Genomic DNA, 24265 nt, shown 5'->3' on the forward strand with positions numbered 1-24265 from the left:
ACACATAAACTCCCATAATGAATCCCCTACTTTTAAAATTCGATACCGCTCCATTTTCCCAAATAAAAAATGAGCATTTCAAACCTTCCTTTCTACAGGCCATTGCTGATGCCCGGTCAGAAATCGATGCCATTACCGATAATCCTGAAAAGCCGTCCTTCAAAAATACCATCGAAGCCTTGGAGTTTACAGGGCAACAGCTCGACCGCATCTCAAGCGTTTTCTTTAACCTGAATTCCGCAGAAACGAATGAAGACATCCAAAAAATAGCACAAGAGGTCTCTCCCCTTCTCTCCGAATTTAGCAACGATATTACGTTGAACGTGGATTTGTTCAAGAGGATAAAATCCGTGTACGATCAAAAAGACGCATTGGACCTATCCACCGAACAGCAGACCTTATTAGATAAAAAATACAAAAGCTTCAGTAGAAATGGGGCCAACCTACCCGAGGAAAAAAAGAAACGGCTTCGGGAAATCGATGCGGAACTTTCCAAACTCAAATTGACATTTGGAGAAAATATTCTGGCCGAGACGAACCAATACGAAATGCACCTGACGGACGAAGCCGATCTCGATGGCCTGCCCGAAGGCGAAAAAGAAGCGGCCGCGCAATTGGCGCAATCGAAAGAGAAAGAAGGATGGCTCGTGACCTTGGATTACCCAAGCTACATCCCCTTTATGAAATATGCCAAAAATCGTGAACTTCGGAGAGATCTTTCCCTGGCCTTCGCCAGTAAAGGTTTTCACGGCGATGCACTCGACAACCAAGAAAACGTACTGAAAATCGCCAATCTACGCCATGAACGAGCCAAACTATTGGGCTATGAAACCCATGCCCATTTTGTTTTGGAGGAGCGTATGGCCGAAACTCCCGAAAAGGTCCGGGAATTTTTGAACGAACTACTGGAAAAGGCCAAGCCTGCCGCAGAACGCGAATTCAAACAACTCGAAGATTTCGCCAAAAAACGCGACGGCATCGACCAGCTAGAAAAATGGGACGGCAGCTATTATTCCGAAAAACTGAAACAAAAACTGTTTGACCTCGACGACGAAAAACTGAAACCTTATTTTAAATTGGAGAATGTCATCTCAGGTGTCTTTAAAGTAGCCGAAAAATTGTTTGGACTTCGTTTCGAAGAGGTGTTCGACATCGACAAGTACCATGAAGAGGTCAAAACCTATAGGGTGTACGACGATCAGAATACATTTATTTCCCTGTTTTATGCGGACTTCCATCCCCGAAAGGGAAAACGCGGGGGTGCTTGGATGACCTCCTACAAACCGCAGTATAAAAAGGATGGGGAGAACATACGTCCCCATATTTCCAACGTATGCAATTTTACACGTAGCACGGCCACTAAACCATCCCTCTTAACCTTTAATGAAGTAACCACGCTTTTCCATGAATTCGGGCATGGCCTGCACGGGATGCTGGCCAACACGGTATATCCAAGCCTATCGGGCACTTCGGTCTATTGGGATTTTGTCGAACTACCCAGTCAGGTGATGGAAAACTGGTGTTACGAGCAAGAGGCACTTGAACTCTTCGCTACGCATTATAAAACCAATGCCCCCATTCCCATGAGACTTATCAAAAAAATTAAGGATTCGGCTACTTTTCAAGAAGGTATGCAAACGCTCCGCCAATTGAGTTTCGGACTGTTGGACATGTCGTGGCACGGTACGGACCCGTCCAAAATCACCGATGTCAAGGCCAATGAAAACCAAGCATTCGAAGGCACTAAACTATATCCTGAAACCTCAGAAACCTGTATGAGTACGGCCTTCGCCCATATTTTTCAAGGCGGTTATTCCTCGGGATATTACAGTTACAAATGGGCTGAAGTGCTCGATGCCGATGCTTTTACCTTTTTCAAGGAAAAGGGAATTTTCAACAAAGAAATCGCTTCAAAGTTCAAGGATAACGTGCTCTCAAAAGGAGGTACAGAAAATCCGATGGTACTTTACAAACGTTTTAGGGGCGCCGAGCCTAAGGTAGAAGCACTTTTGAAAAGAGCAGGATTAATAGAAAAAAACTGACATCAATACGTACAAATGAGTCAAAATATTTGCGAAAAAGATTATGTATTATTATTTTATTCTCCTACATTTGTCTTTCATAAGTAGGTTAAAAAGGTTATGTTAAAGTAATTTTTTTTAACGACAAAAAGAGGGCGTGGGGACGCCCTCTTTTTTATTTTACAGCCTTGCTCCGAATCCATCTGCAAGCGCTACAATTTAAGGGTATGTCTAGAATAAAGTGCCTTAAGAAATCGATAAGTCTTTGGAATTCTTTTTTCGTTAACCGCTTATTCCCGAACTTCGCAAAAAATAGCAATTATGATTCTTTTTGTTGATATGGACGAGGTAATGGCGGACACTTACGGGGCTCACGTCGAAATTTATAACCGTGAGTACGAAGAAAGTCTCACCCTCGAAGCCTGTAGGGGAAAAGAGGTCTGGCATACCGTTCCCGAAAACCGGAAGACCAGTGTACGCAACCATGCCCGTAACCGCGGCTTCTTTCGTGACTTAAAACCCATCGTTGACAGTCGCGCCGTGTTAAAGGAACTGAACGACAATTATGACGTCTATATCGCATCGGCCGCCATGCAGTTTCCCAATTCCCTTGAGGAAAAGTCGGAATGGCTAGATGAATATTTTCCATTCATCACATGGCAACAACGTATCCTATGCGGACACAAGCACATTTTAAAAGGGGATATCCTTATCGATGACCGAAGCTACAATCTGACTGACTTTGAAGGTAGGACTTTGCTCTTTACATCCCCCCACAATATGAATACCAATGGTTTCGAGCGGGTGAACAACTGGCAGGAAGTTGCCGAAAAATTGCTTTGAGCCGGTCTACATTTTCCAAATGCAAGATCATTGTACCAAAATCGCTTATCTTTGAAGACGACAAAAACAAAATGACCGAGCACGTACTGGATCCGGAAAAATGGGTCGATTCCTACGCCGATTATCTTTTTAACTATACGATAGGTCGTGTAAACGATGTCGAAGTTGCCAAAGATCTGGTGCAGGAAACGTTTTTAGCCGGACTCAAATCGGCGAAAAATTATAAAGGAGATGCGGCAGAACGCACTTGGCTCATCGCCATTTTAAAACGGAAGGTCATCGACCATTACCGTCGATCCAATTCCAAAAAAGGAAGGGCCGAAGTGCGAATGGACTATAGTGCGCACACCGATGCAGAAGGCGATTGGCTTGAAGAACGAGTTGCAGATCCCTTCAGTTCTTTCGAGAACGATGCCATCGAGAATGAAGAATTAGGACAGGCCATTCATTCGTGCATCGCCAAATTACCCAAAAAACAGGCATTGGTTTTTACCATGAAAACTATTCAGGGTATGGATACGAAAACGATTTGTAATGAACTCGATATTAATCCGTCTAATCTTTGGGTGATGATTCATCGGGCCAGAACGGGCTTGATGGACTGCCTAAACCAAAACTGGTTCAAACCATGATGATTTCTTGTGAAAAAGCGGCCCTAATCTGCAATAAAATCCAATACCGGGAAGCAACATCTATGGAAAAGATGAAATTGAAATTCCATCTATTACTATGTAAAAACTGTCCGGAATTTTCTAGGCGGAACAGCCGGTTGACCTCACTCTGCCAAAAGGCGGATCTTCAAAGCCTTACCCAAGAGGACAAACGTAGAATGAAGCAGCTTCTAAAAGAGGAATCTTAAAAAATTATCAGTTGGGTAATTCCGTTGCCCAAATTTCACACATATTGGCCAGCAATTCCTCTTATTAGTATTTTTTCCTCCAATGGTAGGATACATAAGATGCTAAATCCCTTTAGAAAGCAGTAGCAACATCCACCATAAGATAGGAACCGACTCGACCGAGAAGGATGCAAAAAACCGAGGTTGCTTCCGCTTCGTCGACCAGATTAATACCCCCAAAACCAAACATATAATAGCATTTGCTATCAGCTCTGTTCGACCAATCGAATCCTTCACAAGGTTCATCAAAAAAAAGGGCACAATGGCGCTTGCCCCCATGATTTTAGTTCTAAATATCCCAAAGCGTTGGGGCAGGGTCCGTAATTCGGGACTATCATAGGCCAAGTCCCGAATCTCAAAGGGAACCAATAAAATCAATACCAATAGAAAACGCTGTATCGTTTCGACCCGAACATCCCAAGAAATGGATTCTCCCGCTGCGATTACCGGGAGAATTACGCTCGACCCTGCCCACACCACTGCCACCACAAAAATTTTTAGTCCGCCTAAACTCCGAAGGCTCCTTGCATTTGGCAGTACGGGGATGGCGTACAAGCCGGTCAACGCCACCAGACCGGCAATTGTAATATAGACTGGCAGGCTTAAAAAATACCCATGGTAAAGTGCAAAAACAAAGGCTACGAAACTTACCCATTGTATATGCCTTTGATGTAAATCGGTGACTAAGATATATTTCTCCGCCTCTACCCCATATTTCACAAAATTGTAACAAACGATCGATCCAAAAAATAGAAACCAGCTCAGATGGGTATCAACGGAAATGTTCAAGGTTATGCTCGTGACATGAACCATTGCCAGAATGGCAAAAGCCACGTGGATGCTAGCATCGAGATAAAATTCGAAAAGGCGTCGCAATATCGGCATTGAACAAATGTAGAGAAACCGTTAATAACTACCGTTTTCGGTTAAAAACTTTCATCCCATACATCGATAATCTGACGGTTTTCAGGGTATAAATCCTTAATTTTGCAACTTCATTTTAAGCACTTACTATGAGAACAGATCTATTTGCATCGCGGCATATCGGCATTACCAGCAAAGACCTTGGGCATATGCTCGAAACGGTCGGTACCGATAGTTTGGATCAGCTGATCGTAGAGACCCTTCCCGAAGGCATTCGATTGAAAAAACCATTGGATTTGGAGGCCCCCATGAGCGAACACAAATTTCTGGCCCACATGCAAGAGCTGTCCGAAAAGAACCAACTGTTCCGTTCGTATATCGGTCTGGGCTATCACGAAAGTCTTACCCCTTCGGTTATCAAACGAAATATTCTTGAAAATCCGGGTTGGTATACGGCCTACACTCCTTATCAGGCAGAGATCGCCCAAGGTAGACTGGAAGCCCTGCTCAATTTTCAGACCGTCGTGTCGGACCTTACCGGTATGGAACTGGCCAACGCTTCGTTGTTGGACGAGAGTACCGCGGCGGCCGAGGCAATGACTATGCTTTTCGATGTACGAAATCGTGATCAAAAGAAAAATAATATTTCAAAATTCTTTGTCTCCGAAGAGATACTGCCCCAAACGCTTTCCCTTTTAAAAACAAGATCGACCCCCCTGGGCATTGAACTGGTTGTCGGCAACCATGAGCAATTTAGCTTTGGGAACGAGTTCTACGGCGCCTTGTTACAATATCCCGGAAAGCATGGGCAGGTAAACGATTATTCGGATTTCGTTGCCAAAGCAAAGGAAAACGAAATCAAAACAGCTGTGGCCGCCGATATACTGAGTTTGGTTTTACTGACACCTCCAGGAGAATGGGGCGTTGATGTGGTCGTAGGCACAACGCAGCGTTTTGGTATCCCCTTGGGATATGGCGGTCCCCATGCCGCGTTCTTTGCGACTCGGGAAGCCTACAAAAGAAACATACCCGGTCGTATTATCGGTGTAACCAAAGATGTTGATGGCAAACCCGCACTGCGGATGGCGCTACAGACCCGTGAACAACATATCAAACGCGACAAGGCGACCTCGAATATCTGCACCGCGCAGGTACTTTTGGCTGTCATGGCCGGTATGTATGCGGTCTATCATGGTCCAGAGGGACTGAAATATATCGCCAAAAAAGTACATGCCACCGCGGTCACACTGACCGGTGCCCTCGAAAAATTGGGTCTTTATCAGGTCAATACCTCCTATTTCGATACGATTACCGTCAAGACCGATACCAAAGCACTGCGGCCCGTTGCCGAGAAACATGCGGTTAATTTTTTATATGTGGATGAAGGCACGGTTTCCATCGCCATAAACGAGGCGACCTCGCTGAGGGACCTCAACCAAATCGTTTCCATTTTTTCGGAAGCGCTTGGAAAGGACGCCATTGCCATAGACAACCTATCCAAAGAAGGCGCCATAGCGCAAAGCGTACAGCGCAAATCGGATTTCTTGCAAAACAAGGTATTTAACTCCTACCATTCCGAAACCGAACTCATGCGCTATATCAAGAAATTGGAGCGCAAAGATTTATCGCTCAACCATTCCATGATTGCCTTGGGAAGCTGCACAATGAAATTGAACGCGGCTTCCGAGATGTTCGCGCTGAGCATGGCACGTTGGGGCAACATCCATCCCTTCGTTCCCATCGAACAGGCAGAGGGCTATCAAATCGTATTAAGGGAACTTGCCAAAGATCTAACGACTATAACCGGTTTTGCCGGTACTTCGCTGCAGCCTAATTCAGGAGCCCAGGGCGAGTATGCAGGCTTAATGGTCATCCGTGCCTATCACGAGTCACGGGATGAAGCACACCGCAACATCTGTATCATTCCCGCATCGGCGCATGGTACGAACCCCGCCTCCGCTGTGATGGCCGGTATGCAAGTAGTGGTTACCAAGACCGACGAAAAAGGAAATATCGATGTGGCCGATCTCGAGGAAAAAGTGGCGAAACACGCCGATAATCTTGCGGCCTTGATGGTGACCTATCCTTCCACCCACGGGGTTTTCGAATCTTCGATCATGCACATCACCCAATTGATCCATGACCATGGCGGACAAGTATATATGGACGGTGCCAATATGAACGCCCAGGTCGGCCTGACCAATCCGGGTAAAATCGGGGCCGACGTCTGTCACTTGAATCTACATAAGACTTTTGCCATTCCCCACGGCGGTGGCGGGCCCGGCGTAGGGCCCATCTGCGTTGCGGAACAATTGGTGCCGTTTTTACCTAGTAATCCGATTATCAAGACCGGGGGTGATAAGGCCATCGACGCCATTTCTGCGGCCCCTTGGGGCAGTTCATCGGTCTGTCTGATTTCTTATGGATATATCAAAATGTTGGGAGAAGAAGGACTACGACATTCCACTGAAATCGCCATTCTCAATGCCAATTACATCAAACATCGTCTAAGCGGTAAGTTCGAGGTGCTATATACCGGAGAAAAGGGAAGAGCCGCCCATGAAATGATCATCGATTGCCGACCGTTCAAGGAACATGGTATCGAAGTCACCGATATCGCAAAACGTTTGATGGACTATGGTTTTCACGCCCCTACGGTTTCCTTTCCCGTGGCCGGAACCGTGATGATCGAGCCCACCGAAAGCGAAAGTCTGGCGGAACTCGACCGATTTTGTGAAGCCCTACTTTCCATACGGGAGGAAATCGATACCTCATCCGCCGACGAACCCAACAATGTGCTAAGAAATTCACCGCACACTTTAGAGATGCTGACCAGCGATACATGGGACTTTCCATATAGTCGTCAAAAAGCGGCCTTCCCCCTGACCTACATTTCCGAAAACAAGTTTTGGCCGGCGGTGCGACGCGTAGATGATGCGTATGGAGACCGTAATTTGATATGTACCTGCGCGCCTATCGAAGCCTATGCCGAAGCGGAATAGGCCTGTTCGATTCAATGTTTACAAGCCTTCCCGCTCATTCGGGAGGATTTTTTTAATAGGTTTCGTGGTAACGGCAAGTCCCTGACTATCGTAGAATTGATTACGCGGACATGCTGATTGGCGGGCTTTTAGTTATCTTGTAAGCTTACAAAAGCAACAAGCAACCTATTATGACAATTGGAATTACGGGCACAGGAAGCTATATTCCTCCCAGGGTCATCGCCAACCAAAACTTTGAAACCGCCGAATTTTTAAATTCCGACGGCTCCCCTTTCAAACAGGACAATTCCCTGATCATCGAAAAATTCCAAGCCATCACCGGAATCTGCGAGAGAAGGTATGTAGAAGACACGCTAAACACGTCGGACATCGCCTTTTTGGCGGCGGAAAGAGCCATAGCCGACGCTGGTATCGATAAAGAACAGCTGGATTATATCATCTTTGCCCATAATTTCGGGGATGTTGGCCATGGAGAGTCCCAAAGCGATACCGTACCGAGCCTCGCAACGCGGGTCAAACACCACTTACGTATAAAAAATCCGAAATGCGTGGCCTACGATCTGCTCTTCGGTTGCCCCGGATGGATAGAAGGTGTCATACAGGCTCGTGCCTTCATCAAAAGTGGTATTGCCCAGAAATGTCTGGTTATAGGTGCCGAAACCCTATCAAGAATCGTTGACCCCTTTGATCGCGATTCCATGATCTATTCCGATGGTGCCGGCGCTACAGTGATCGAGGCCAAAAAGGCCAACGAAAATGCCGGATGTATTCTCGCCCACGAGAGTGCTACCTACGCCTTTGATGAGGCGTATTTTTTGTACTATGGCAAATCCTATAACGCTACCAATGACAACACAAAATACATCAAAATGTACGGGCGAAAAATCTACGAATTCGCCATAACAAATGTACCCAGGGCCATGGCATCCTGTTTGGAAAAAAGCGGAGTCGATATCGATTCCGTGAAGAAGATTTTTATCCATCAGGCCAATGAAAAAATGGACGAGGCCATCGTCAAACGTTTTTATGGCCTTTACAATAAAGAAATGCCGAAGGGTATCATGCCCATGAACATCGGTGAATTGGGCAATAGCTCCGTAGCGACCATTCCCACATTGTTCGATATGGTGCGCAACGGAAAACTGAAAGACCAGCGGGTTCGACAGGGAGATGTTGTTATCTTTGCCAGCGTAGGCGCGGGCATGAACGTCAACGCTATCGTTTATAGCATTTAAAATGTACGAAAATACCTATCCAAACAAACGTTTTCAATACACGTTGGCCTTCCTGCAAAAACACATTGCACCCGAGGAAACCATTTTAGATCTTGGTGTTGAAAACCCGTTTTCCAAGATTATGGCCGAGCAAGGGTATACCGTCGAAAACACAAAAGGTGAGGATTTGGATGTGGATTTTACGGCTGTTCAAAAATCACCCGCCAAAGTGGCTACGGCTTTTGAAATTTTCGAACACCTTCTCGCCCCTTTCAACGTTTTACGGGAAATCAAGGCTGATAAACTCGTTGCCAGCATCCCCTTAAAGTTATGGTTCACCCCGGCCTACCGAAGCAAGACGGATATCTGGGATCGTCACTACCACGAGTTCGAGGCTTGGCAGTTCGATTGGCTACTCGAAAAATCTGGCTGGGAAATCAAGGATAGGAAGAAATTCACGAACCCGGTAGGCAAGATTGGGGTCAGGCCTTTATTGCGGAGCTTTACGCCGCGCTATTATATGGTGTATGCGGTAAGAAATTCCAAAACACAAATTCCAAATTCCAAATAAAAATAGGAGCCTGCTTGCCGGAAAGATTCTTTGGTTTTGGACTTTTAGTTTCAAGTATACTACGGAAATCAGAACTAATAATTGATAGGTAAGGCTGCATCCTGAATTTTGGAAGTCCGTATTTTTATAGCGTAGCTTAAATTATGAACTATTATCTTGTTATCCCCGCCCACAATGAAGAAGCCTTCTTGGCCGATACGTTGAACTCCGTTTTAAGACAGATCGTGCAACCGAAAAAAGTAGTGGTGGTCAACGATAACTCCACCGACGGTACGGAAGCGATTATCGATACCTTTTTGGCGTTGAGTCCTATTTTCGAAAAACTGAATACGACATCCTCGCCGGAACATATGCCCGGCAGCAAAGTGATAAATGCCTTTAATAAGGGATTGGCGTTACTTGACGACCATTACGATGTGTTGGTCAAATTGGATGCAGACCTCGTGCTTCCCGACAACTATTTCGAAAAAATCACCTACATCTTTAAAGGCCACCCCAACGCGGGCATTGCGGGAGGATTTATTTATGAAAAGGATGCCAAGGAGCAGTGGAAACTGAACCATCCGATGGACAAAAACCATGTGCGCGGTGCCTTTAAAGCCTATTCCAAGGCCTGTTTTAAAGCTATCGGCGGACTCAGAAACGCCATGGGCTGGGATACGGTCGACGAACTATTGGCACAATACAACGAGTATGAAATCTTTACCGACGAAACCTTAGAGGTAAAGCATCTTCGGCCTACAGGTAAAGCCTATGACCAAAAGGCAAAATTACTTCAGGGAAGAGCCATGTACCGTATGCGTTATGGCATGTTGATTACGGCTATTGCTTCTGCAAAAATGGCACTGAAACAACATAGACCGAAGGCGTTTTTTGATAATATGCAGGGATATCTTGAAGCCCAAAAGGAAGAAGTCTCTTTTTTGGTCACTAAAGAAGAGGGTATGTTTATTAGGAAATTGCGGTGGGGGAATATGAAGCGGAAGCTTTTTTGAGTGTGATGAAATCTTCTTTTTGTGCATTGGTGTTCAGACCGCATGAGGAATCGGACAGCCTCTCAGAGGTTGACGAGAAAGGCGTCGGACGACATAGCTCCCCAGATCAAAACCTCACATGCTTCAATCATTATCGCATAGGACACTTCGGCGCGCCCCGCATGACAAGTTCAAATGGTATAACCAACCAAAAACGTCCGCTCCAAGGCGGACATTCTTAGTTTTAATAGGATTTTTTACTTAAATCCCCAATTCTTTCTTGACATCGACCAAAAGATCTTTGCCGTTGGCGACGATAAGCCCACCCCCTTGTTGGGCATCGATTACATAATCGTAGCCTTGTGCGGTCGCTACTTTCTCGATAGCCGCTTTGGCCTTATCGGAAATAGGGGCAAAAAGTTCTTGCTGTTTTTTCTGCAATTCCCTTTGCGCCGTTTGCTGTGCCTCTCCGATAGTCTTTTGCGCACCTTGAAGCTCTTCCGCTCTTTTTTGGTTTTCTTCGGGTGTCTTGGAGGCCGCCTCGTTTTCGTACAGGGTGTACTTGTTCTTGAGCTCGGTCATAGAGCCTTCGATATCGGCGTTATAGGTTTCCGAAAGCTTTTTCAATTCTGCCTCTGCCGTTTTCATTTCCGGCATGGCGCTTAACAATTGGGTTACATCGATGTGCGCAATTTTGCTCTGCGCGTTGACAAATCCTGTAGCGGCTACAAAAAGTACTAAGGCTACTGTTATCTTTTTTAAGTGTTTCATTTGAGTGTAAAATTTAATAATTTGAGTGTCGGGTTTAAGTGATTACTAATTATTGATTATTAATTATTGATTGCTATTATCATTGCGAGCGAAGCGAAGCCATCTGCTAAAACCGTGTTCCTAGTCAAAACATCACTTCGCTCCGCCGTGAATACCGCCTATTACTGAACACTGTCCTTCAATTGCTCCCGCTCATCTAGCTTAGCTTGTCTTTTCGCCTCACGTTCTTCCAGCAATTTCTTTCTTCTTTCTTCGTAGGCTTTTTTACGCTCTTCACGCAATTTTAATTGCTCAGCTCTCTTTTCGTCGGCGGACTTGACTCGGGCTTCTTGCGCCTGATCGGCCTGTTCCTTCCGTTCTTTAAGCGCTTCGCTCATTTCAACATCATCTTCTGTATCGCCTTCGAATTCGTCAAGTGAACTTTTGGTATCCGGCTTTTCAATACGTTTACTTACTTTGCGCGTCCGTGAAATGCCCCGCAATACCAAATCACTGATATCCCAGCGATTTTCGGAGTACAACATTACAACATCCGCCGATTTATCAAAAATAAAATCATATTTTTTATTGGCACCGATTTTCTGTACTTCGTTGAACACTTGGTCCTGGATCGGTTGAATCAACCGGCGTTTTTGCAATACAAGGTCGCCCTGCGGTCCGAAACGGTCTTGTTGGTATTCGACCATCTCCTTTTCCAAAATCTGTATTTCCTCCTCACGTTCGGAAATCAGCTCATCGGTAAGCAGCACACGTTCGGCCATCAGGTCTTTCTTCATCTGCTCGACCACACTTTGTTTTTGCTCGATGTCTATTTTCCAATTTTCTACCTTGCTTGCCAACTGATCGGTGGCTTCCCGGTACTCCTCTACATTTTCGAGAATGTACTCCATATCGACGTAACCGATCCGCACGCCGCGTTGGGCAAAACTATACGATGAAAACAGCGTTATCACCAGCAGTATAATAAGGTTTGTATTTGGTTTCATTGCTAAATCGTTTAACCCTTACAGAAAAAATCGTGCCAAGTTTAATTAATTCTTCGTAGTTACTGGTTATTAGGTGATTGTAAATGACCCGTCAGCTCCCCAAATTCTGTTTTTAGTTAAGCGTTTACAAAAACACGCACCACTATACCCCTTAACTACGAACTATTTTCTCAAAACGATTGTCCGATAATAAAATGGGTCTCCCATCCATGTGCGCTGGTTTCCCGACCGGTGTTGTCCGGATCGAACCCATATCCAAAATCGATACCCAAAAGTCCGAATGCCGGCATAAATATGCGCAAGCCAACGCCCGCGGATCTTTTTAAGTTAAACGGATTAAATTCCTGAAAATTGCGGAAAGCGTTACCCGCTTCTAAAAAAGTAAGGCCATAAATAGATGCAGAGGGCTTCAAGGTCAGCGGATATCGAAGCTCCAATGAATACTTATTGTATATAAGCCCGCCCTCTTGATTTCCGGTAATGGGACTAATTGGGGTCAAGGTTTGGTTATCATATCCCCTTAACTGTACAATATCCCTTCCATCTAATGTGAAATTACCCATGCCATCACCACCCACGAAAAAGCGTTCGAAGGGCACATCCCCTACATCATTATTGTAACTGCCCAAGAAACCGAATTCAGCATTGGTTCTCAATACCAACGACTTGTCGCCGCTACCGACCAAAGTAGTGTACCAATCTCCCTTAAATTTGATCTTGTAATATTCCAACCATTTAAAACGCTGTTGATCGATATCTTCCAATTCTTGGTTTTCCGCTTGTGTTAGCCCACTTCCGACCGACCTTCTCTCCGCCTTTAAGGTGGACAATTCTTCACTACGATCCCGCAACGCAGCATAATCCTTATTGCTGAATAGCGAATAGGGTGGAGTGAGTTTTGCGGTTATTTCAAAGTTAGAACCTCCACGGGGAAAAATCTGTCCACCAGAAATGGCATTCCTTGAAATACCCAAGGTATAGGTGAGTGAATTGGAATTCCCGTTCGTAATATTGAAGAGTCCTAAATCGTAGTTGTTAAACTCATACAATTGATATCCCAAGGAATGCGAAACCGTAAAATAATCATCAGGCCATTGTACGCGTTTTGCCAAACCTGCAGAGACACTGGTAATGGAAAAACCTTCATCCTTTATAATTTCAATTCGATTGCGGCTAGAATTGGCGTAATCTGTTCGAAACTGTTGCGTTCTTGAAAAATTAAGGCTAAAACGTACCGGTTTTTGACCTCCGAACCAAGGTTCGGCGAAATTCAAGCTATATACCCGAAAAGATCGGCTGGCCTGTACCCGCATGGCAAAGGTCTGCCCATCGCCCATGGGTACGGGCTTGTACGCCTCACCGTTGAAAATATTCTTAAGCGAAAAATTGTTGAACGAAAGGCCGAGTGTACCGATAAAACCGCCGCCGCCGTAACCGCCCTGAAGTTCGATCTGGCTCGCCCCGGATTCAACCAAATTCCAATTTACGTCTACCGTACCTTCGTTGGGGTTCGCGTTCAGAATATCAGGTTTTATCGCCTCGGCATCGAAATAGCCCAATTGTTGCAATTCTTGAATCGTGCGTATGATATCGCTTTTGCTGTACTTCTGTCCGGGACGTGTTCGCAGTTCCCGATAGATAACATGATCATTCGTACGGTCGTTGCCTACAACCTCAACATGGTTCAGGAAGGTCTCCTTGCCCTCGATAATCCGTATTTCGAAATCGATGGTGTCATTCTGGGCAGAGATCTCGACCGGATTGATACTTGAAAAAAGATAACCATTATTCTGGTACAAATTGGTCAAATCTGCAGCATCCGGTTTCGAGTCGTCGGCGATACGTTTGCGAAGTAGCACGCCGTTGTAAGTATCTCCCTTTTTAAGACCTAAAACCGAGGCCAAAATTCTGTCGGTATACACGGTATTGCCCACAAAATCGATATCCCCAAAATAATATTTTTTTCCTTCCTCTATATCGAACTTGAGATTGATATTATTTTCGTCGACCCTAATAATGGAATCTGAAATGATCCGGGCATCGCGGTAGCCATTTTCGGCATATCTATCGATTAGCAGCTGCTTGTCGTTCTCATAGTCTTCTTCGATAAATTTCGATTTTTTCCAAAATCGCAAGAGCCGTTTACGCTTGGTTTTTTTGAACGCGCCACGCAGTCTTTTATCGGAAAGCTGCTCATTGCCCTCGAAAATCATCTGCGCAATCTTGACCTTATCCCCTTTATTGACATTGATGACCATCTTCTGGGCATTGGTCTCGGAGGTATCATTGGCCACCGCAATGGCAACCTTGGCGTTTAGATAGCCTTCCTTCTTATACTTGTTCTCCAAATAATTCTTGGTATTGGCAATAAGGCTTTCAGTAATTTTCTTTCCTTTTTTAAGGTCGGTATCATCTAGAATACCATCGACCTTTCTGGGCTTGACCCCGTTTATCTTGATATCGGAAAGCGTCGCTCGTTCGGTGATGTGCAATTCTAAAAAGACTCGATCACCTTCGATATCGGTGATGTAGAAATCGATATCTCGAAAAAGTTCAAGTCCCCAAAGTTTATTGATTATCGCGCTGACCTCGTCACCGGGAATGGTAATAGGCTGCCCCACCCGAAGGCCGGTGTAGGTCTTTACGGTCTGCTCGTTATAACTTTGAAGTCCCGTTACCTCAAGACCGCCCAAAATATATTTTTTACCGTTTTCCAATGAGAGATCTTGCGCGGCGGTAAAGGTGGTAATCAGGAGTAATAGGATGGTAACTAAAGGTTCGAAGGATATGAACCTTTTCATATCGTCAGTTGAGTTGTTCGCTGGTTTTTCCAAATCTTCTTTCTCTGTTCTGGTAATTTTTTATGGCCTCCGTTAAATGCAGTTCACTAAAATCGGGCCAAAATACATCAATAAAGTAAAGCTCGGCATACGCGATTTGCCAAAGTAAAAAATTACTGATCCGGCATTCCCCACTGGTGCGGATAAGCAAATCTACATCGGGCAAATCGTGCGTGTAAAGATGAGTATTTATAATGGTTTCGTCAATATCATCTACTGAAATTATATTATTTTTAACTTTGGTACTGATCTGTTTTACGGCATTCGTAATCTCCTCACGTGCGCCATAACTCAGGGCCAAGGTCAGTGTCATACCTGTATGGCCGCTTGTTTTTTCCATCACTTCCTTTAGCTCTCTGTGGGCTTTCTTGGGAAGGGAACGAATATCGCCGATGGCATTCAGTTTGACGTTGTTTTTCATAAAGGTGTCAAGTTCCTTTTTAAGGGAAGAAACGAGCAGTTTCATCAAAATATCGACCTCGAGCTTGGGGCGGTTCCAGTTTTCTGTAGAAAAAGTATAAAGGGTAAGATAATCCAAACCGATCTCAACGCAATTTTCGACGGTTCTCCGCACGGTTTCTACCCCGTTTTCATGGCCGAAAACCCGAAGTTTACCCTGTTTTTTGGCCCAGCGGCCGTTACCATCCATTATAATCGCAATGTGGCGGGGCAGGTTTTTTTTATCGATGGTCTCAAAGGGGTTCATACGGGTCGGAATACTATAGACATGAGGTTTGAGATAATGTAAGGGGGACTTACTGAAAATTATCGCAACAAGGTTTTCTACCGAAAGTGTAAGTTAATGTTAATCCCGAGAAAACATACCAATCGTCGCTAAAAATATTTCCAAACGGCAGATTACCGAGCTGTTGGCTGACATTTAATTTTTTGGGATTGCTGCCATCCAGGTTATCTGTGAAGGTATATCGTGCGCCAATTTCGGCTCCGAGAATCAGAAACTGGTTCAAGCGCAATTTGGCCCCGACGGTCATGGGTATGGCAAAGCTACCGTCTTTCTGGCCGATATCTATCATGCGACCCGCATCGAAATAATTGTAGTCATATCTAAAATAGGTGACTCCGGTATATAAATAGGGCGTAAAGGCCGGACCGAGCTTGTGCAGGTTGTATTCCACAAAATTGAACTCAAGCCCTGCCGATGCCTCCAGGATGGAATTATCGGCGACAAAGCCCCTTTGTTGTCGGGACGAGGTGCTCGACTTAGAGTCGTCGGCCGTAAATTTTCCATAGATCATGCTGGCCCGCCAGGCATAGCGTTTGGAGACATTCCATTTAAATAGACCGCCAACGGCAATATCAGAAGGTAGTACATAGTTTGTGCGGCCTACGTCACCGATAGTATTGGCGCCCCCGGCAAAAATACCGACCTCGTAGGTCTGGGCGTCGAGTTGGCCAAACGCACATAAAAGGAGTACGATAAGAAATCGTTTCATAAAGGGTAAAATTCCAAGTACCAAAATCAAAAAAAACAATTTTAGGTGCGGCCTTGCGTTTTATTCATAACTGAATTAAGGGGGTGCAAATATAACAATTGTAGGCAATCGTTAAAGTGCATTTTCGACATAGCACGGGTTCTTTCTTGATAAACTGGATTTGCTGGTATTTATTGTTTAAGGAGCGTCAATTCCCTAGGTCTGGACAAAAATCGATTCAATCGCGCGGTCAATCCTTTTCTTTAAAAAGGTGAAATCGTCATACCCTTATGTTACGTTAAAAGGGTTTTTTGAACTTGAACGTGCGCTTGAACTGTATCAGCCTCGATTCCGCCGGTCCTCTCCCCACAGTAATTTATTGCGGATGGTTTTCAGAAAACTCTCGGAAGTGAATTCAATCATTTTTATTACGAAGTCCGCTTTTTGTATGATAATTTCCTTTTCGTTTTCTACGGATGCGATGCGAGAATCCAAGGAAATAAGATGGTTATCTTCCCTACCGTATACCTTTAAACGTATTAGCGTATCATCGGAAATCACCAAAGGCCGGGCGTTCAGGTTGTGCGGTGCGATAGGTGTCAATACCAGCGATTTTGCCGTAGGCACGATTACCGGGCCACCGCAGCTCAGCGAATAGCCCGTGGAGCCGGTCGGCGTGGAGACTATGAGACCATCGGCCCAATACGAAGTCAGGTATTCGCCGTCGAGATGCGTCTCTACCGTGATCATTGACGTAGTCTCTTTTCGGCTCACCGTTATCTCATTGAGCGCAAAGTTCAGTTCCTTCAACTCGGGAATATCAGATTCGGCACTTACCTCGACCAAACTTCTTTCGATAATGGAATAGCTGCCATTTTTGAATTCCTGCACCACCTTTCGGACTTCCTCTTTATTAAATGTGGATAGAAAACCTAACCTGCCGGTGTTCACCCCAACAATAGGGATACCCAAATTCCGTACGAAGGTAGTGGCCCGCAAAATGGTGCCATCGCCGCCAAAACTGACGAACATATCGAAAGAATCATCCAAACCCTCAGTGTCCGTATAGGTAGCATAGGCTTTGGAAGCATGGTTATCGGACAAATAGGCATGAAATTCAGCTTCTATCCACACCTCTGCATTTTCTTTGTGAAGTTCGTCAAGGAGTTCGACCACATAGTCCAAGGTATCTTCTTGATAGGTCTGGCTGTAGAGGGCGACTTTCATGGGACGGGACTTGAGAGGTTAGAGGTTGGGTGTGCGATGGTTGGGGTTTGTGGTTCGGTTAAGTTAAGTTAAGTTAATAAGTAAAGGGTGAAAAAGGCGAATATCGCAGGTAAAAGAAAAAGTCTAAATGACTTCATCAAAAATTGACACAAACCTATACTGTGTAACTAGTATCTCTTTAAAACAAAAATAAGGATTGTAAATCTTCTGAAGCAGTGAAAAAGGCGAATAATTTTTATGTGGACCGACCCTAGAGGATATTCTTATTGAGTTAACTTCACTTTAGTTTAGGTGCAAAGGTGCCGCGGTCTTCTGTCTTATGGATATTAATGGGATTCCCTAAACACTCAAATATTTTTCCAAGTAGTCCGAACGTTCCTTTAAATCTTCCAAGAACTGGTCGTCATTGTTTCCGAAGAGGATGTTGTAGTTGTAACGACGAAAGGTCTGTATAATTTCGTTTAAGTTGGCCGACGCTACCTTAATAGTAATCTGTATTACGTCGTTTTTGGAATCGGTTATGAACCCTCCGATCAGTTTCGTGTTGTTGCTTTCCACAATCTGGGCAATTTCGCTGAACGAATAATCCTTTATCCCTTTGGCCAACACAATGATTCCACCCGGCTCCGTAAAAAACGGAGTGTCGATAAAAACAGTAACGATATCGGTCAGGTCGTAGTAACCTTCCATCTTTCCTTCTTCGCCCAGAACCGGTACAAGATTCGCTTCATTACGGGCAAAGGTCTCCAGCACATCGAGCCAATTGGTATCCTTTCTGACAAAAAAAGCACCGAGGTCGTATCTGTAATCCTCCACTTTTTCATCCTCTTGAAACTGTTCCAGGTCATTCTCGTCCAACACCCCCAAATAGCTATCATTTTCAATGATGGCGACATGGGAATAGGTAGTCTCTTTAAAAAATTGAACGACCTTAGACAACGGATCGCCGATTTCAAAGACTGGAATAGTGGAAACAATGTGGTTTTGGATATGCATAACTTTCTAATGTTCTAACGCAAATTACTAATTAATAATATCAAAAGGCATGCCTAATTCGTATTTTTGTATGAATGGCACTAAAAACCGGATGAATGACAAAACTCAGTGTGAATATCAATAAAATTGCCACCTTGCGCAACGCCAGGGGCGGAAATGTACCTGATCTATTAAAAACCGCGGCAGATATAGAAGCGTTCGGGGCGCAGGGCATAACCGTACATCCGAGGCCCGACGAACGGCATATTCGCTATCAAGATGCGCGCGACCTAAAGGCTATCGTGACCACCGAATTCAATATCGAAGGCAATCCCGTGCCCAAATTCATCGACCTTGTACTAGAGATAAAACCGACGCAGGTTACTCTAGTTCCCGATGCCGTCGATGCCATTACCTCGAATGCCGGGTGGGATACGATAAAGCACAGGGATTTTCTAAAGGATGTCATCTCCAACTTCAAGAAAAACGGCATTCGGACATCGATTTTTACGGATGCCGACCCAAAAATGATCGAAGGCGCCGCCGAAACCGGAACCGATCGCATTGAACTCTACACCGAAAGTTTTGCCAAACTATACGACGAAGGAAAGCATGAAGTCGCTGTAAAATCTTATACCGAAGCCGCCAAATTGGCACATGAATTGGGCTTGGGCCTGAACGCAGGTCACGATCTTAGCCTTGATAACATTAAGTATTTCAAGGAAAACGTACCCCATTTGCTCGAAGTGTCCATAGGGCATGCACTTATTTGCGAATCGCTTTATCTGGGATTGGAAAATGTTGTCAATATGTATTTGCACCGGTTGAAGTGATTTCCGGTTGAAGTGATTTAAGGTTCAAGTCTGCCGGGGGGCAGTTTTAAGGTCAAGGAAAGATAACCTTGAACATTGAACCGCTACGCAGCAGCCATTGATCCTTAAATTTTATCCGCCGACGGTTAATCGACAGTAAAACTATGGAACAAAAAATTCTCCATTCAAAAATAGAAGGCAAAGGAAAACCGCTGTTGATCTTACACGGCTTTCTAGGGATGTTGGATAATTGGAAGACCTTGGGCGGGCATTATGCGGCGTCCGGTTTCGAGGTGCACCTTATCGACCAGCGCAACCATGGACAAAGTTTTTGGTCCGATGATTTCAATTACGATTTGCTGTCGGATGACCTTTTCCGTTATATGGAACATTATAATCTCGACAAGGCGCTAATTTTGGGACATTCCATGGGCGGGAAGACGGCCATGCAGTTCGCCTGCGACCATCCGCAGCGTACGGAAAAGCTTCTGGTCGCCGATATAGGACCCAAATATTATCCGCCCCACCATCAGCCCATCATCGACGGCTTGAACGCACTTGGCCCAGAAGCTTTTACCTCAAGAAGCAACGCGGATGCCGAACTGAAAAAGAATATAGCCGATCTTGGAACGCGTCAGTTTCTTCTAAAAAGCCTGTATTGGATCGAAAAGGGAAAATTGGCTTTCCGGTTCAATTTGGAGCTACTGAGCGAGAAAGTGGAAGAAATCGGGGAAAATATCAACGCCTCCGACAGCTATGGCGGCCCAACCCTATTCCTTCGGGGCGACCGATCGGAATACATAGCTCCGGGTGAACTCCCCGAGTTCAGAAAACACTTTCCCAAAGCCGAAATGGAGACTATCGATAACGCCGGGCATTGGTTGCATGCGGAGAATCCGGAACAGTTTTTCGAAAAATCGATGGCGTTTTTAAATTCCTAAATTTACTATGCATGCATAATTTTTTCCTGCAAACCCTTGTGCGTGTGATTATTTTGGTTAATTTTGATTCTAGGCATAAATTAACATGGTCTTAACAATTACCTAACTCAAAACAATACGATGAAGAAGATTCTAGCACTACTTGCTTTTTTCGGTCTGTTCATTATTTCCTGTAGTAGTGACGACAGCGCCCCGATAGACCCTACCCCCACCGAGCCGACGCCTGAAAACTATACGGCCGGATCGGCCGATTTCTCGAATTACGTGGCCGTAGGTAACTCGCTGACCGCCGGATATTCCGACGGCGCTTTGTTTCTTGACGGTCAGGAAAACTCTTACGCGAATATGCTTGCCGGCAGTTTTGCGCAAGCCGGTGGTGGCGAATTCAAGATACCATTGATGGCGGACAACCTGGGAGGGCTGACCCTTGGCGGTGAAAAATTGGAAGGCTTTGACAATCGTTTTATTCTATCTTTTGCTTCCGGATCTCCCACCCCGGTGCGATTGGAAGGCGCAGGTTCGACAGAGGTAAGTACCATTTTATCGGGACCCTTTAACAATATGGGCGTTCCCGGCGCTAAAATCTTCCATCTGGCAGCCCCGGGCTATGGTAGCCTTGAAGCCCTAGCGCTCGGAGCGGCAAATCCGTATTTTGTTCGGTTCGCCTCCTCGCCTGGGGCCACTATAATCGGCGATGCGGTGGCCCAAAATCCGACTTTCTTTTCGCTATGGATCGGTAACAATGATATTCTTTCCTATGCCACATCCGGTGGTTCTGGCGTCGATCAAGCGGGTAACCTTGATCCGTCTACCTACGGGTCGAGCGATATCACCGATCCCAACGTTTTTGCATCAGTGTACGACCAATTACTTCAGGGCCTTACCGCCAATGGTGCAGGCGGGGTAGTGGCCAATCTGCCCAATGTGACTGCGGTACCTTATTTTACAACGGTACCTTTTGCACCATTAAGTCCCACAAACCCTGATTTCGGACCTCAAATTCCGACCCTAAACCAGAGCTTCGCGGGATTAAACCAAGTTTTCGCCGCCCTGCAAGTCCCCGAACGGTCCATCGTATTCGCTACGGACGCGGCCAGTGCAGTGGTCATCAAAGACGAATCGCTGCCCGATCTTTCTGCCCAGATTACGGGGGCACTGATGCAAGGAGGTTTGGATCAAGGCACGGCGACCGTATTAGGATTACTGTATGGCCAGGCCCGGCAGGCCAATGAAAACGATCTTATCGTGCTGACCGCCCGAAATGAAATTGCTACACTCAACGAAACCGCTTTTGCAACCCTACAATCGTTAGGGGTACCCGCAGCCAATGCCGGACAACTTTCGGTAAACGGAATAACCTATCCTTTGGAAGACCAATGGGTACTCACTCCGGCCGAACAGGCCGCAGTCGCGACCGCTACGGAAAAATTCAATGCGACCATTTCAGGCTTGGCGCAACAATATGGCCTTGGTTTTGTCGATGCAAACGCTGTCTTGAGCAAAGCAGCTGGCGAAGGCATACCGCTATCCGACGGCAGCACCATCACGGCCACTTTTGCTACAGGAGGCGGATTTTCATTAGACGGGGTGCACCTTTCGCCACGGGGTTACGCGCTAATCGCCAACGAATTTATAAAGACTATCGAAACGACCTATGATGCCAATTTGCCCGAGATAGATCCTTTGGAATACAAGGGGCTGTACATCAATTAATGAACTCGTTTAGACTTTTTCTTTTACCTGCGATTTTCACATTTTGCACCCTAATTTCCTCATTTTTGAGTTCCATAGCTAAGGCTATGCAACTAAAAAATGACATCATTAGGGCACAAAAGCCGAAAATCTCGGTTCCAAACAAAAGTCTAAACGAGTTCAATCCAAAATGAATTTCTAATTTTGAAGGCATCGGAAAATTCGGTGCCTTTTTATATTCCACAAAAACCTATTGAAATGAGCCTTATCTTACGCATACTTTTAAGCGCTTTAGCAGTCGTCATTTTATCAAAAATACTGCCGCACGTTTCTGTCGACACCTATTTTACGGCCATCATAGTGGCCATCGTATTGAGCCTTTTGAATTTTATCGTAAAACCGATCCTCATCCTACTTACCCTTCCGGTGACCATCGTTACTTTCGGACTTTTCCTCTTGATCATCAATGCCATTATTATCTTGCTCGCCGACAACCTTATCGGAGGATTTAATGTGGATGGCATCTGGTGGGCGTTGCTGTTTAGTTTGCTACTTTCCTTTTTACAATCTTTATTATTCTCCCTGCTCAAAGAGAAAGATAAAGCGTAAAATTTACCATCATCAGAAAAAAGCCCACTCTTTACGACCTCTATCCGGTTTTATAATTTCAATCGCCGTTCAACCCGTTTGACAAATACAAAACACGGGGTTCTTTTACCCACCTCAATGGTTTTCAACCTGTTCAAAACTTGCTAGGATACGTAAATTGTACTACTTTTGCATCCCGTTTCGAGGAATTTTAAAAAGAAGATGTAAATGAACATTACCAAAGAGCAGATCGATGATCTCAATGCGGTCGTAACCGTAGCCATTACAAAGGACGATTATCAGGATAAAGTGGATAAAATCCTGAAAGATTATAGAAAACAGGCCAATATTCCTGGATTCAGAAAAGGGCAGGTGCCTTTGGGCCTTATCAAAAAACAATATGGCAAGTCCATTTTGGTCGACGAGGTGAACAAGCTCTTACAAGACAACCTCAACAAGTATTTGACCGAGGAAAAGCTGGATGTTCTCGGAAATCCGCTACCCAAACAACAGGACAATTTTGATTGGGACAACGAAGAACTTGCCTTCGAATTCGAGTTGGGGCTTGCCCCCGATTTCAAAGTTTCCCTAGACACCAAAAAGCCGATTACGCGATATAAAATCGTTGCCGACAAGAAAATGGTCAACGAACAGGTCGACCGTATGCAGAAACAATATGGCAAATTGGTAAGCAAGACCGAAGTCAGCAAAAATGACGAGGTTACCGGTACCTTTAAAAACGAGGAAGAAGACATCGATAACAAGGCCACGCTTGAGCTTCAAAAGATAAAGAGCAAAAAATCCCTTGAAGCCTTAAAAGGTAAAAAAGTAGGCGATTCGATTACGGTCAAAACAAAGGGTCTTTTTAAGGAAGATTATCTTTTGTCAAGTGTTCTCGGAGTTTCCCAAGAAAAAGCCAAAGACCTTGATATTGAAGTCAACTTTACCATATCCGAAATCAACGAGCGGGAACCCGCCGCACTGAACCAAGAACTTTTTGACAAGCTCTTCGGGGAAGGTAAAATCACTTCGGAAAAGGAAATGAAGGAACGGATCAAGGAAGATTCCGAAAAACAGTTCGAACAACAGGCCGACCAAAAATTGTTGAACGATGTGACCGAATACTTTATAGATAATACAAAATTTAAACTCCCTTCAGAATTTTTGACCAAATGGATACAAATGACCGGGGAGGAGCCTCTAACCGAGGATCAGGCCAATGCCGAATATGCAAAATCAGAAAAAGGACTCCGTTATCAACTGATCGAGGGGAAAATCATTAAGGATAACGGCATTCAGCTTCAGTTCGAAGAATTGAAGGAATTTGCCAAGGGCTTCATCCGGTCGCAAATGGCACAGTACGGTCAATTAGACCCTAAAGAAGAGGAACTCGACAATATCGCCGCCCGTGTCTTAGGGAACGAAGACGAGGCAAAGCGGTTATCGGAGCAGTTGATGAGCCAAAAATTGCTGAACCTTTACAAGGAAAAAGCGAATCTGAAAACCAAGGAGATGAACTACGAAGATTTTATTAAAGAAGTCTACGGATAATAAACTCGTGGATAGTTCAAAAATCTCTCAAATAATTAGGGTATCTTTATTCTTAGAAAAAC

21 protein-coding genes are annotated in these 24265 nt (G+C 44.9%); 13 read left to right on the top strand and 8 right to left on the bottom strand.

Going from position 1 to position 24265, the window contains the following annotated elements; translation table 11 throughout:
- The first annotated feature begins 17 nt into the window (after positions 1–17).
- The 4 genes from BLT07_RS06550 (at position 18) to BLT07_RS06565 (ending at position 3723) form a co-directional block, all read left to right on the top strand.
- Positions 18–2042, top strand: coding sequence for a M3 family metallopeptidase (locus BLT07_RS06550; protein WP_091866986.1), 2025 nt, complete (start codon positions 18–20; stop codon positions 2040–2042).
- Between the two features lie 300 nt (positions 2043–2342).
- Positions 2343–2864, top strand: a complete 522-nt coding sequence (locus BLT07_RS06555) for a 5' nucleotidase, NT5C type (protein ID WP_091866988.1) — start codon at positions 2343–2345, stop codon at positions 2862–2864.
- Between the two features lie 71 nt (positions 2865–2935).
- Entirely contained in the window at positions 2936–3496 is a 561-nt protein-coding gene (locus BLT07_RS06560) for a sigma-70 family RNA polymerase sigma factor (RefSeq protein ID WP_091867357.1), read from the top strand.
- Entirely contained in the window at positions 3493–3723 is a 231-nt protein-coding gene (locus BLT07_RS06565) for a hypothetical protein (RefSeq protein ID WP_245726463.1), read from the top strand. The genes BLT07_RS06560 and BLT07_RS06565 overlap by 4 nt, the downstream gene beginning before the upstream one ends.
- A gap of 102 nt (positions 3724–3825) precedes the next feature.
- Here BLT07_RS06565 and BLT07_RS06570 read toward each other — a convergent pair whose 3' ends face one another.
- The gene (locus BLT07_RS06570; protein WP_091866990.1) at positions 3826–4647 is read right to left on the bottom strand and encodes a UbiA prenyltransferase family protein; all 822 of its coding nucleotides are present in this window, start codon (positions 4645–4647) and stop codon (positions 3826–3828) included.
- Between the two features lie 128 nt (positions 4648–4775).
- On the opposite strand from BLT07_RS06570, the gene gcvP reads away from it, so the two are divergent.
- The 4 genes from gcvP (at position 4776) to BLT07_RS06590 (ending at position 10408) form a co-directional block, all read left to right on the top strand.
- Positions 4776–7628, top strand: a complete 2853-nt coding sequence (gene gcvP / locus BLT07_RS06575; protein ID WP_091866992.1) for an aminomethyl-transferring glycine dehydrogenase — start codon at positions 4776–4778, stop codon at positions 7626–7628.
- 170 nt (positions 7629–7798) lie between these two features.
- Positions 7799–8863 (top strand): 3-oxoacyl-ACP synthase III family protein, encoded by a 1065-nt coding sequence (locus BLT07_RS06580; RefSeq protein WP_091866994.1) that lies wholly within the window; start codon positions 7799–7801, stop codon positions 8861–8863.
- Between the two features lies 1 nt (position 8864).
- A complete protein-coding gene (locus tag BLT07_RS06585; RefSeq protein ID WP_091866996.1) occupies positions 8865–9413 on the top strand; it encodes a class I SAM-dependent methyltransferase in 549 nt (182 codons plus the stop codon).
- A gap of 143 nt (positions 9414–9556) precedes the next feature.
- The gene (locus BLT07_RS06590) at positions 9557–10408 is read left to right on the top strand and encodes a glycosyltransferase family 2 protein (RefSeq protein ID WP_091866997.1); all 852 of its coding nucleotides are present in this window, start codon (positions 9557–9559) and stop codon (positions 10406–10408) included.
- Positions 10409–10648: 240 nt separating this feature from the next.
- On the opposite strand, the gene BLT07_RS06595 is transcribed toward BLT07_RS06590, so the two are convergent.
- From BLT07_RS06595 to BLT07_RS06625, 7 genes are all read right to left on the bottom strand, one after another.
- Entirely contained in the window at positions 10649–11158 is a 510-nt protein-coding gene (locus tag BLT07_RS06595) for an OmpH/Skp family outer membrane protein (protein ID WP_091866999.1), read from the bottom strand.
- Between the two features lie 161 nt (positions 11159–11319).
- A complete protein-coding gene (locus BLT07_RS06600; RefSeq protein ID WP_091867001.1) occupies positions 11320–12144 on the bottom strand; it encodes an OmpH/Skp family outer membrane protein in 825 nt (274 codons plus the stop codon).
- Positions 12145–12314: 170 nt separating this feature from the next.
- Positions 12315–14945: an outer membrane protein assembly factor BamA gene (gene bamA, locus BLT07_RS06605; RefSeq protein WP_091867003.1), complete on the bottom strand. Its 2631-nt coding sequence runs from the start codon at positions 14943–14945 to the stop codon at positions 12315–12317.
- Positions 14946–14949: 4 nt separating this feature from the next.
- Complete coding sequence (locus tag BLT07_RS06610) at positions 14950–15690, bottom strand: isoprenyl transferase (RefSeq protein WP_091867005.1); 741 nt, start codon at positions 15688–15690, stop codon at positions 14950–14952.
- 49 nt (positions 15691–15739) lie between these two features.
- The gene (gene porG, locus BLT07_RS06615) at positions 15740–16438 is read right to left on the bottom strand and encodes a type IX secretion system protein PorG (protein WP_091867361.1); all 699 of its coding nucleotides are present in this window, start codon (positions 16436–16438) and stop codon (positions 15740–15742) included.
- A 318-nt stretch (positions 16439–16756) separates the two neighbouring features.
- Complete coding sequence (locus BLT07_RS06620; RefSeq protein WP_091867007.1) at positions 16757–17644, bottom strand: NAD kinase; 888 nt, start codon at positions 17642–17644, stop codon at positions 16757–16759.
- Between the two features lie 339 nt (positions 17645–17983).
- The gene (locus tag BLT07_RS06625) at positions 17984–18640 is read right to left on the bottom strand and encodes a CBS domain-containing protein (protein ID WP_091867009.1); all 657 of its coding nucleotides are present in this window, start codon (positions 18638–18640) and stop codon (positions 17984–17986) included.
- A 95-nt stretch (positions 18641–18735) separates the two neighbouring features.
- Here BLT07_RS06625 and BLT07_RS06630 point away from each other — a divergent pair, with 95 nt between their 5' ends.
- The 5 genes from BLT07_RS06630 (at position 18736) to tig (ending at position 24203) form a co-directional block, all read left to right on the top strand.
- Entirely contained in the window at positions 18736–19452 is a 717-nt protein-coding gene (locus BLT07_RS06630; RefSeq protein ID WP_091867011.1) for a pyridoxine 5'-phosphate synthase, read from the top strand.
- Positions 19453–19595: 143 nt separating this feature from the next.
- Positions 19596–20372: an alpha/beta fold hydrolase gene (locus tag BLT07_RS06635; protein WP_091867013.1), complete on the top strand. Its 777-nt coding sequence runs from the start codon at positions 19596–19598 to the stop codon at positions 20370–20372.
- Between the two features lie 120 nt (positions 20373–20492).
- Complete coding sequence (locus tag BLT07_RS06640) at positions 20493–22085, top strand: SGNH/GDSL hydrolase family protein (RefSeq protein WP_091867015.1); 1593 nt, start codon at positions 20493–20495, stop codon at positions 22083–22085.
- A gap of 237 nt (positions 22086–22322) precedes the next feature.
- Positions 22323–22673: a phage holin family protein gene (locus BLT07_RS06650; protein ID WP_091867363.1), complete on the top strand. Its 351-nt coding sequence runs from the start codon at positions 22323–22325 to the stop codon at positions 22671–22673.
- A gap of 207 nt (positions 22674–22880) precedes the next feature.
- On the top strand, positions 22881–24203 hold the full coding sequence (gene tig / locus BLT07_RS06655; protein ID WP_091867019.1) for a trigger factor: 1323 nt from the start codon (positions 22881–22883) through the stop codon (positions 24201–24203).
- Positions 24204–24265: the final 62 nt, after the last annotated feature.

The organism is Pricia antarctica (assembly GCF_900101815.1).
GTDB lineage: Bacteria > Bacteroidota > Bacteroidia > Flavobacteriales > Flavobacteriaceae > Pricia > Pricia antarctica.